The organism is Cryobacterium sp. 10I5 (genome assembly GCF_035019865.1).
Lineage (GTDB): Bacteria > Actinomycetota > Actinomycetes > Actinomycetales > Microbacteriaceae > Cryobacterium > Cryobacterium breve_A.
The window spans coordinates 1-10,567 of record NZ_JASJVI010000010.1 but is presented as its reverse complement, the minus strand read 5'-3'; the positions used below and the strand labels follow the sequence as shown (position 1 = coordinate 10,567).

Here is a 10,567-nt window from a genome sequence, read left to right as displayed (position 1 = left end):
TTAATCTCCGCTTCGTGTCGACGGGGTGCGTGCCGCAACCTTGCGCCAGTCGTTGTCGAGGGTGGCCAGCGCGCCTGCGCTGTCCTTGTCGGTCAGGAATTGCTGGACAATCGGGCCGAGCGGGATGCTCGCCGGAATCTGGTGATCGATGAATCCGACGATCTGCCCCGTCGTGAAGTAGGGCTGCAACTCGGCCAGTGCCGGGTTCGCGTTGGGGGCTGCATCGCGCGCCCCGGAGAACATGTTCTGCGAGGCCGCGAACTTCTCCACCGTCTCCTTCTGCAGCAGGAAGTCGACGAATCTCTTCGACTCGGCATAGTGCGGGGTGTCGCGCCCGATGGTGATTGCGACGTCGACTCCCGAGACGAGGCGGATATCCTCGGGGTTGTCGGTGACCGGGTAGGGGAAGCTGCCGACGTTGATGTCGGGGTTGTTGGCGAGGATCGGGGCGAGCGCCCAGATGCCTTGCATCAGCATGGCCGACTCGCCGTGAGCAAAGGCCAGGTTCCCGTCCGCGTAGCTTTTGCCGAGGTAGCCGGGCTGTGCGTAGGAGTACAGCTTGGCGAGCTTGGCGAAGGTATCCGGGTAGTTCTTCTCGAACGACACGGCCGAGGAAGCGCCGACATCCGCTCCTTGCTTGCGCAGGTCAGGAAAGAAGTCCTTGCCACCGAGCTGGGCGCCGATTCCGTTGAGGGAGACCTGAGCCGTCCACGCGTCGGCCAGTGTGCCGTAGAAGGGTGTGATCCCGGCCGCGGTGAGCTTGTCGGCCGCAGCGATCAGCTCGTCCCAGGTGGTGGGGACGGCGATGCCCTGGGCGGCGAAGATGTCCCGGTTGTAGAGCACACCGTTTGCATTGCTCACCATTCCGAGTGCGTTGACCTCCGTGCCCTTGTTGGTGCCGAGCGCGGCGAGGATCTTCTGCACGGCGGGATTGATACCCGCGAGCAGGGGGTCGCCGGTGAAGTCGTGGAACACGCCCGCTCGGGCGAGTTGGCCGAGGTTGCCCGAGCCGCCGAGGCTCAGTACGTCGGGAACCTTGTTCTTGACCAACAGGGTGCGGATGGCCGTATCGGGGTCAGGGACCGAATTCTGCACGACGTGGATGTCGGGGTTCGCTGCTTCGAACTCGGCGATGATCGTGTCGAAGTCGCCGATGGCCTCGGCCTTGAACTGGAAGAAATCGAGGGTGACCACGCCGGTCGTAGCCGGCGCGCATCCGCTCAGGGTGCCGAGGCCGAGCGCGCCCAGGGCGACAACCGACACCAGCCGCCGGAGCCTGTGTCGTCGCTGCGCTCGCCGGGGTGATCGCTGGTACGTCGTTGTATCCGTCATTGCCGTCTCCTTGTGTCTAGATTCTTTCTACTCCGAAAAGAATCAAGGTGTCAAGTCGGCATTCATGGAATGAATTTGGGCTCATCGGTCACGTTCTCGCGGTGTTTATGTCAAAATGGAAGAAATACAGGGAGTGTGCACGATATGGAAATGTCCAGGGACTCCGGGGCTGCAACGCTCTCGAGTAGCTCGGCCAGGGATCTCGCGCGTGCTGTCCTGATTCACGGACCGATCTCCCGCGGCGACCTGGGCCGCAGGCTGGGACTTTCCCCTGCAAGCCTCACGCGCCTGAGTAAGCCGTTCCTCGATCGCGGGCTGTTCGTGGAGGGCAGCGAGGATCACGACGGTACCGTCGGGCGCCCGGCGCGACCTCTCGACGTGCGCGTGGACGCGAGCCGGTTCATCGGCGTGAAGGTCACGGGCGAGGGGGTATTCGGGGTGCTCACCGACCTGAGAGCCAACGAACTCTCCGCCGCGGCTCGGCCGCTCGGCGAGCACTCCGTTGCGCATGTCGTGGCGCAGATCGCAGCGGTCGTACACGAACTCGGGGGACCGGAGGGCATTTCCGGGGTCGGGGTCTGCATCGGCGGCAATGTGACCGGGTCGCGCATCGTCACCCGGGCACCGTTCCTCGGCTGGAGGGACGTGGACCTTGCGGGTGAGCTCGAGGTCGTAGTGGGAGTGCCCGTCTCCGTCGAGAACGATGTCGTCGCGCTCACGTCCGCAGAGCAGTGGTTCGGCGCCGGGCGGGGAACGCCGACGTTCGCCGTACTCACGATCGGTGTGGGCGTCGGATACGGCCTCGTCGTCAACGACCAGGTCATCGTGACCGCCGACAGTGGCCTCGGGCTCGGCGGACACATCCCGCTCGACGCGACGGGTCCGCTGTGTCCGGACGGTCACCGCGGCTGCTCCCGGGCCATGCTGACGAGTTCCAGCGTCTGCGCGCAGCTCGGCATCGCTCTGGGCCGGGAAGTCGGGTACGACGAGGTCCTGGACCTCGCGGCTCACGGCAATCGTGCGGCGATGTCCGTCATCGGCGCGACCGGACGGGCCCTCGGCCGGATGATTGCCGTCATCGCGAACATCGCCATGCTCGACACGATCGTGCTGTCGGGGGAGGGGATCGGCCTGTGGGATCTCGTCTCCGACGAGATCCGCGCTGCCGCGCGTGCGGACCGGGACCCCGACGCTACTGAACTCCGCATCGTCGTCGATGACTCCGGGCTTTCGGCGTGGGCTCGCGGAGCCGCGGGAGTCGCCATCCAGCAATCTCTCGGGCGTCTGACGTCCGCGGGCTGAGCCCGGGTCCTGCCGAGAGGGCGACGGCGCACCCGTGGGCCGGGCGGCCGGACGGTGCGCGTATTCCGGTTGCGTGATTTGAACATCCGTTTGGGCGCACGCGATAATTGGACCGCGTAGCGGGACAGTATTCCCGCCCGCGGACCCGAAGGCAGGCCACTTGAGCGAGACCCCGCGGCCGACGACGGATGCCCGCCGCACCTTCTTCGCCGCCCGCCCGACCGCAGGCGCCACCGTCGACCTCGGCGTCAGCATCGGCGGCCTGCGCCTCCGGAACCCGGTCATGCCCGCCTCCGGGTGTTTCGGACCCGCCCTCGGCCGGCTCATCCCCGTCGACGAGCTCGGGGCCGTCGTGACGAAGACCGTCTTCGGCGTGCCGCGCGGCGGCAACCCGGCGCACCGGCTCACCGAGATCCGGGCCGGCATGGTCAACAGCGTCGGCATCCCGAGCCGGGGCGCCGCCGGCTACCTCGCCGAGCTGCACCCGCACTACGCCGCCCTCGGACCGCCCGTGATCATCAGCGTCGGCGCGCACCGACCGAATGGCTACGCCCCCGTCGTGCGCGACCTCGGCACGGCCGGCGACGCCTTCGAACTCAACGTCTCCTGCCCCAACCTCGACCGCGACGGCACCGACATCGGCTCGGACCCGGACGCCATCGAGGCCGCCGTTGCCGCGGTGCGGCTCGAGACCGACAAGCCGCTCATCGTCAAGCTCCCGGTCCTCGCCTCCTCGATCGCCGAGTGCGCCCAGGCCGCCCAGGCCGCCGGCGCGGATGCCGTCTGCGTCGCGAACTCGATCCCGGCCCTTCCGCTCGAGGCGTATACCCGCGCCCCCGCGATCGGCAACGTCATCGGCGGCCTGTCCGGGCCCTCGATCCGGCCCATCGTGCTCCGGCTGGTCTGGCTCGCCGCACGCTCCGTCGACATCCCCGTGATCGCATGCGGCGGCATCGAGACCGCGGACGACGCCCTCGACTACTTCTCGGTCGGCGCCTCCGCCGTGCAGGTCGGCACCGCAAGCTTCGCCCGCCCGTTCGCGACGGTCGAGATCGTGCGCACCCTGCAACAGCGCTGCACGGACGACCGGGTCACCGGCATCCGCGATCTCATCGACCTCTGGAGAGCCCAATGAGCCCGATGAAGACCCCGCCGACCGCCGCAGAGACCCGGGCGGCGCTCGCCAGGCAGGCCGCCTTCGCCGCAGCGGATGCCGCAGCGCTCGACGGCCTGCTGTCCGTGCGCCCGGCCGAGGCCGGGCCCCGCCCCGAGCCGATCTGGGACGAGGCGACCGTCGTCAATCACGAGGTCGTGCGCGAACGCTACCGCCGGCTCACTCTGTCCTGCGGCACGATCGCGGCGACGGCGCTCGCCGGGCAGTTCCTGATGATCACAGTCCCACCGCACGGCGGAGAGCGGATCCTGCTTCCGCGTCCGATGGCGATCCACCGCCGGAACCCGGAGCGAGGCACGATCGAGGTCATCTACGGCGTCGCCGGCCGCGGCACCACCGCGCTCGCCGCCGTCAAACCGGGACAGCGGCTCCTCGTGACCGGGCCGCTCGGCCGCGGCTTCGAATTCCCGTCCGGAACCCGGCGGGCCCTGATGATCGGCCGTGGTGTCGGCGTGTGCGCCGTGATGGGTTCGGTCGAGGATGCGGCGACCCGCGGCATCCATGCGACCCTCGTCGCGAGCGGACGCACCAGGGGGAGCCTCATCGGCTCCGCCGAATGCGCCGAACTCGGTGCGCGCTTCATCCCGGTCACCGACGAGGAGGGCACCGCCGACCTTCCTACACTCGGCGCTCTGCTGCGCCGTGAATTCGCCGCCGGTCCGCCCGACGTCGTCTTCGTCTGCGGCGCCGGCGTGCTCACCCGGCTCGCCGCCGAACTCGGCGCCGAGTGGGACGTGCCCGTGCAGGCGTCCCTCGAGGCGCACATGGCCTGCGGGCTCGGCTACTGCCACGGATGCGCGGCGCCGGTCCGCACGGACCCCGCCGTCGAGGGTCCCCTCGTCTGCGTCGACGGCCCCGTCTTCGACGCCGCCGTCTAGAACGTTTCCGATGCTCCCGCGGAGCGCGTCACCGGCGTTGAGTTGCGGAGAAGACTCCCTCCCGTCGCCCGTGACGGTGTTTTCTCCGCAACTCAACCGGTGACGTGCCCGGGCTGTCAGCGGTTGCGGGCCAGATCGAGGGCGTAGCTCTCGAACCAGGTGCCGGCGGCCGGGCCCCCGTTGCAGGTGCCGTCGCTCAATCCCGGATGCTTGACCCAGAGCAGGGCGTCGAGCTTCACCGCACCGGTATCCGCGGTCGGATTGGCCCCGAGACCCGCGCCGGGCGGGTTGCACCAGGTGCCGAGCCAGCCCTTACCGTTGCGGGAGACGTCGATCACGAAGTGCTTCCAGCCGACCCGCGACGAGACCTTGCCCGCGTAGTCCTGTTCCGCCTGCACCGGGTAGAAGTTGGAGACGTTCGTGAAGAAGCCGTCTGCGGCGGCGATGCCGGCCTGGGTCAGCCAGCTTGCCTGTGCGGTCGGGGTGAGCCAGTTCGAGTTGCCCCCGTCGAGGTAGGTGCGGTTGCCCGCCGCGTGCAGGATATCGATGGCGCCGCGGATGAGCGGCAGGCGCTTCGCCGCCTCGCCCGCGCAATTCGGGCTCGCGAGCATCGACAGGGAGTCCGGTTCGACGAGGATGACGGCGCGCGTGCCGCCGAGGGCGGCGACGATGGTGCGGTTCCAGGCGAGGTAGGTGTCGTAGCCGTGACCGCCGGCCGAGTACCCGCCGCAGTCCCGGTTCGGGATCGCGTATGTCACGAGAACGAGGGTCGTGCCCTGCTGCCGTGCCGCCGCCGCGTGCCGCTTGACGAGCGTCGTCAGGAGCGCGTCCGAATACCAGTCGCCGAGCCAGATCGCCGTCGGCTGGGAGGCGATCTGCTGCACGAGGCCTGCCGAGGCCGTGTCGCCCGCGGCACGGAGCCGCGCAACGGCGGCATCCGCCGGGGTGTCCGGCTCCCGGTAGAAACCGCCGGGAAAGTACACGTTCGACGTCGCCGCAGCGGTCGCGTCGCCAGGGGCATCCGGATCGGTATCGGGATCGGCGGCGCCCGGCGCCGCGGCCGGAGCCGCGCCCGGAACCGAAGCGGCCGGCGACGGGCTCTGGCCGGACCCGCTCTCGGTACCGGCAGAGTCCGGGCGCTGGGGGAGGGCGACCAGCGCGACGACGAGCACGAGGACAAGGCCGAGGACTCCGAGCAGGACCGGGAGCAGGGTGCGAACGAGGCGCGAGCGGAAGTTCATCGAGGGGACTCCGATGGCGATGACGAGGGGCGGCGCGCGGGCAGTGGCGACGAAGGGCGACGAGCGGGCGTGCAGCGGAGATCGGGGTGGGTCCAGTCAAACCCGGCCGACGGCATCCGGTCAAGCAAACCAGAGATCTTCTCTGCTTCACTTCCGGCCGGGGGCGTGCGCTGCGGGCATTTTCTCGCGCGTTTCCTCCCGCCTGCCGCGGGAGACCGCTCTGTTAGACTTGGCGAGGCCAGTCTATGGATTGTCCGCACGCCTTGCGCGCCATACGGGTGCGCAAGTCTTCATCGCCGGAATGGCGAGAAGCAAACACAAAAGGAGAGAACCCCCATATGGAGGGTCCAGAAATCACGTTCGCCGAAACCGTTATTGACAACGGCAAGTACGGCACTCGCACGATCCGCTTCGAGACCGGCCGTCTCGCCCAGCAGGCGCAGGGTTCTGCCGCCGCGTACATCGACGAAGAGACGATGTTGCTATCCGCCACGAGCGCGAGCAAGCAGCCCAAGGAAAACTTCGACTTCTTCCCGCTGACCATCGATGTCGAGGAGCGTATGTACGCTGCCGGCCGCATCCCGGGCAGCTTCTTCCGTCGCGAAGGTCGCCCGTCGACCGAGGCGATCCTCACCTGCCGCCTGATCGACCGGCCGCTGCGCCCGTCGTTCGTCGACGGACTCCGCAACGAGATCCAGGTCGTCGTCACCGTCCTCGCCATCGCGCCGGACGAGTACTACGACGTGCTGGCGATCAACGCCGCGTCGATGTCGACCCAGATCGCCGGCCTGCCGTTCTCCGGCCCGATCGGTGGCGTCCGCGTCGCCCTCATCCCCGACCAGAACGGCTCCGGCCAGTGGGTCGCGTTCCCGAAGCACTCGCAGGTTGAAGAAGCCGTGTTCAGCATGGTCGTCGCCGGCCGCGTTGTGACGGATGCCGATGGCAGCGAAGACGTCGCGATCATGATGATCGAGGCCGAAGCCACCGACAACGCCTGGACCTTGATCCAGGGCGGCGCCATCAAGCCGAACGAAGAGGTCATCGCCGAGGGCATCGAAGCCTCGAAGCCCTTCATCAAGCAGCTCATCGAAGCGCAGCAGAAGGTCGCAGCCGCGGCCGCGAAGCCGACCGGCAACTACCCGGTGTTCCCGCCGTACGTGCCGGCCACCTACGACGCCGTTGCCGCGCTCGCCTATGACGAGCTCAAGAACGTCTACCAGATCGCCGAAAAGGTCGAACGCCAGAACGCAGACGACGCCCTCAAGGCGAGCGTCAAGACCGCGATCGCAGCGAAGATCGAAGCGGGCGAGCTCGACGCGAGCGCCGCCAACCAGGTTTCCGCCGCGTACAAGTCGGTCACCAAGCTCGTCGTACGCTCCCGCGTGCTCAACGAGGGCGTGCGCATCGACGGCCGTGGGCTCGCGGACATCCGCCCGCTCGACGCCGAGGTCGCGATCATCCCCCGCGTGCACGGTTCGGCGATCTTCCAGCGCGGCGAGACCCAGATCCTGGGTGTCACGACGCTGAACATGCTCAAGCTCGAGCAGACGATCGACTCCCTGAGCCCGGTCACCAAGAAGCGCTACATGCACAACTACAACTTCCCGCCGTACTCCACCGGTGAGACCGGCCGGGTCGGCACGCCGAAGCGTCGCGAGATCGGCCACGGAGCGCTCGCAGAGCGTGCCCTGGTCCCCGTGCTGCCGTCGCGCGAGGAGTTCCCGTACGCCATCCGTCAGGTCTCCGAGGCGCTCAGCTCCAACGGCTCGACCTCGATGGGTTCCGTGTGTGCATCGACCCTGTCCCTGCTCAACGCCGGTGTGCCGCTGCGCGCCCCGGTCGCGGGCATCGCGATGGGCCTCATCTCCGACACCGTTGACGGCAAGACCCGCTACGCGGCCCTGACCGACATCCTCGGCGCCGAAGACGCCCTCGGCGACATGGACTTCAAGGTCGCAGGCACGAGCGAGTTCGTCACCGCGATCCAGCTCGACACCAAGCTCGACGGCATCCCCGCCTCGGTGCTCGCCGGAGCGCTCACGCAGGCCAAGGATGCTCGTACGACCATCCTCGCCGTGCTGAACGCCGCCATCGACAAGCCCGACGAGATGGCACCGACCGCGCCCCGCGTGATCAGCGTCCAGATCCCCGTCGACAAGATCGGCGAGCTGATCGGCCCGAAGGGCAAGACGATCAACGCGATCCAGGATGAGACCGGCGCGGACATCTCGATCGAGGAAGACGGCACCGTGTACATCGGCGCCGTCGACGGCCCCTCGGCCGAGGCAGCCCGTGCCCAGGTCAACGCGATCGCGAACCCCTCCAACCCGGAGGTCGGCGAGCAGTTCCTCGGCACCGTCGTGAAGATCGCCGCGTTCGGCGCCTTCGTCTCGCTCCTCCCCGGCAAGGACGGCCTTCTGCACATCAGCGAGGTCCGCAAGCTCGCCGGTGGCAAGCGCGTCGAGAACGTCGAAGACGTGCTCGGAGTCGGCCAGAAGGTCCTCGTCGAGATCACCAAGATCGACGACCGTGGCAAGCTGTCGCTCGCCCCGGTCCTCGAAGACGAGTCGGCATCCGCCGAATCCGTCGTCGAGGTCGCATCGGTGTCCACCGAGGCGTAGTCTTAGAGCTCTGCCGACAACCTCTCGCCAGGTTCGTCGGTTAGACGGAAGGCCCGTTCTGCTTCGGCAGGGCGGGCCTTTTCCGTGCCCGGCTCCACCTATTTGAGAACATTATCAATCGGCGATATAATCAAACGGTGCCGATGACCGGATTGCCCATGGCCCAACTCAAGGCCGACTTGTTCAAGTCGCTGGGGCATCCGCTGCGCGTGCAAGTGCTCGAACAGCTCGTCGGCGGCGAACGCTCGGTCGGCAGCCTCGCCGAGGTGCTCGGCTCAGAGCTCTCCAACCTCTCCCAGCAGCTCGGGGTGCTCCGCAGGGCCGGGGTGGTCGTCACCCGCCGTGAGGGCAACACCATCTTCTACGCGGTCCGTGACGCCGGCGTCGCCGAACTGCTCGCCGTCGCGAAGCGGATGCTGGTCGCGACTCTCGAAGACTCCCACGCGCTCCTGCGCACGATCGAGCAGGACGGCCGATAGCGGCATCCGCCTGCCCGACACCTCAGCGGGTCCGGGGGCGCGTCGCGGGCTGGGCTCAGAGGTCGTTGCCCGCGTAGGACTGGTTGAAGCTCTTGTTGACGAGCGGGAAATCGGGCACGATCGTCTCCGCGAGCGCGACGGGCAGCGCCGGCCAGTTGAAGAACGAGGGATCGACGATCTTGACCCGGCTGACCACGCCGCCGGCGCCGAGCTCGACCCGGTGGCAGATGGTTCCGCGCCAGCCTTCGACGAAGGCCAGCCCGGTCCCGGGTTCGGGCGGGTCGACCGCGGTGCCGCTGCCGAGGTGGTCGCCGAGGCGGGCCACGAGGTCGATGGCCACGGCGATCGAGACCGCGAATTCGCCCGCGCGCACCCGGTAGCGGGCGAGCACATCCCCGCCGGTCTCGGTGACGACGTGGAACGCCGGGCCGAGATCGACGAACGGGTGATCCCTGCGGGAGTCCGCGTCGATCCCGGAGGCCCGTGCGACGTACCCGAGGGTGCCGATGGCGCGCGCCTGGGCGCCACCGAGCGGAGCCGTACCCGTGAACCGGTCCCGCACGATCGCGTGGCCGAGGGTGATCGCGATGATCTCCTGCATGTCCGCGGCCACACCTCGGAGAACCTCGGGGTCCGGCAGGCTGAGCACCCGGGTGCCGCCGATCCGCACGCCGCCGCGCAGGAAACGCTGGCCGGTGACGGTCTTGTTCAGGCGCAGCAGGGTCTCGCGCAGCCGCTGGGTGTGCGAGTGCACGATCCCGAAGCCGACGTCGTTCGCGAGGGAGCCGAGGTCGGAGACGTGGTTGTAGATCCGCTCGAGTTCGAGCAGGAGGGCGCGGAGCAGCCGGTCGGTCTCGCGGACCTCGATGCCTGCAGCGGCCTCGACGGCCATGCAGTATGCGAGGGAGTGCCCGACGACGGTGTCCCCGGTGACCTGCTCGGCGAGCTCGAGGCCATCGGCCGGCCGCCGCCCCTCGAAGAGCCGCTCGACGCCGCGGTGCATGTACCACTGGCGGGCCTCCATGCGCACGATCGTCTCGCCGACGACGGAGAAGCGGAAGTGCCCGGGATCGATGATCCCGGCGTGGATCGGCCCGACGGCGATCTCGTAGACACCCGGTCCCTCGACCTCGACGAAGGGGAAGGACTCGACGTCCGGCTCGAACCGGGGCGTCACCCGGGCGCCGAGGCGCATCGGGTACCAGCCACGCGGCCAATGCCCGTGCCGCACGAGCCGGTACGGCTGCGGGTGGTCGGCCGGGCGTACGCCGTACAGGTCGCGCATCCCGCGCTCGAAGTTGCCTGCCGGGTAGGACAGGTCGGCGATGCTCGGCACCCAGGCGTCGTCATACGGAACCGGAACGACGAGATCGACCTGCCGGCGGGGGAAGACGCCCGCGAACGAGTAGACGACGCGCAGGGCGTCGCCGTCGTCGTGGCAGGCGATCATCGCGAGCCGGTTGCCGCTGTCCAGCAGGGCGGATGCCTCCTGGCGCAGCCGGTCGCGGACGAGCACGATGACCTCGGGGCGGCTTGGGGT

General features: G+C 68.7%; 8 protein-coding genes. 5 read left to right on the top strand and 3 right to left on the bottom strand.

What is annotated here, in order from left to right; all coding sequences use genetic code 11:
• Complete coding sequence (locus QN350_RS05170) at positions 1-1,332, bottom strand: ABC transporter substrate-binding protein (protein ID WP_322139389.1); 1,332 nt, start codon at positions 1,330-1,332, stop codon at positions 1-3.
• Between the two features lie 150 nt (positions 1,333-1,482).
• On the opposite strand from QN350_RS05170, the gene QN350_RS05165 reads away from it, so the two are divergent.
• The 3 genes from QN350_RS05165 to QN350_RS05155 all read left to right on the top strand — a co-directional run bounded on the left by QN350_RS05165 (position 1,483) and on the right by QN350_RS05155 (position 4,686).
• Positions 1,483-2,634: an ROK family transcriptional regulator gene (locus tag QN350_RS05165; protein WP_322139390.1), complete on the top strand. Its 1,152-nt coding sequence runs from the start codon at positions 1,483-1,485 to the stop codon at positions 2,632-2,634.
• Between the two features lie 160 nt (positions 2,635-2,794).
• On the top strand, positions 2,795-3,769 hold the full coding sequence (locus QN350_RS05160) for a dihydroorotate dehydrogenase (RefSeq protein ID WP_322139391.1): 975 nt from the start codon (positions 2,795-2,797) through the stop codon (positions 3,767-3,769).
• Positions 3,766-4,686: a dihydroorotate oxidase electron transfer subunit gene (locus QN350_RS05155; protein WP_281534385.1), complete on the top strand. Its 921-nt coding sequence runs from the start codon at positions 3,766-3,768 to the stop codon at positions 4,684-4,686. The genes QN350_RS05160 and QN350_RS05155 overlap by 4 nt, the downstream gene beginning before the upstream one ends.
• 116 nt (positions 4,687-4,802) lie before the next feature.
• On the opposite strand, the gene QN350_RS05150 is transcribed toward QN350_RS05155, so the two are convergent.
• Positions 4,803-5,927: a glycoside hydrolase family 6 protein gene (locus tag QN350_RS05150; protein WP_322139392.1), complete on the bottom strand. Its 1,125-nt coding sequence runs from the start codon at positions 5,925-5,927 to the stop codon at positions 4,803-4,805.
• A 338-nt stretch (positions 5,928-6,265) separates the two neighbouring features.
• Between QN350_RS05150 and QN350_RS05145 the strand changes: the two genes are divergently transcribed.
• Together QN350_RS05145 and QN350_RS05140 are read left to right on the top strand one after the other, a co-directional pair.
• Entirely contained in the window at positions 6,266-8,548 is a 2,283-nt protein-coding gene (locus tag QN350_RS05145; protein WP_322139393.1) for a polyribonucleotide nucleotidyltransferase, read from the top strand.
• 143 nt (positions 8,549-8,691) lie between these two features.
• Entirely contained in the window at positions 8,692-9,027 is a 336-nt protein-coding gene (locus QN350_RS05140; protein ID WP_323502674.1) for a metalloregulator ArsR/SmtB family transcription factor, read from the top strand.
• Positions 9,028-9,082: 55 nt separating this feature from the next.
• On the opposite strand, the gene QN350_RS05135 is transcribed toward QN350_RS05140, so the two are convergent.
• Positions 9,083-10,567, bottom strand: a 1,485-nt coding sequence (locus QN350_RS05135; RefSeq protein ID WP_323515928.1) for an NADH-quinone oxidoreductase subunit C, incomplete at its 5' end; no start/stop codon positions are given.

Excerpts from the sequence above, each read along its gene's own strand:
- QN350_RS05170 (WP_322139389.1), bottom strand. The coding sequence starts at position 1,332 with ATGACGGATACAACGACGTACCAGCGATCACCCCGGCGAGCGCAGCGA.
- QN350_RS05165 (WP_322139390.1), top strand. The coding sequence starts at position 1,483 with ATGTCCAGGGACTCCGGGGCTGCAACGCTCTCGAGTAGCTCGGCCAGG.
- QN350_RS05155 (WP_281534385.1), top strand. The coding sequence starts at position 3,766 with ATGAGCCCGATGAAGACCCCGCCGACCGCCGCAGAGACCCGGGCGGCG.
- QN350_RS05150 (WP_322139392.1), bottom strand. The coding sequence starts at position 5,927 with ATGAACTTCCGCTCGCGCCTCGTTCGCACCCTGCTCCCGGTCCTGCTC.
- QN350_RS05145 (WP_322139393.1), top strand. The coding sequence starts at position 6,266 with ATGGAGGGTCCAGAAATCACGTTCGCCGAAACCGTTATTGACAACGGC.
- QN350_RS05140 (WP_323502674.1), top strand. The coding sequence starts at position 8,692 with ATGACCGGATTGCCCATGGCCCAACTCAAGGCCGACTTGTTCAAGTCG.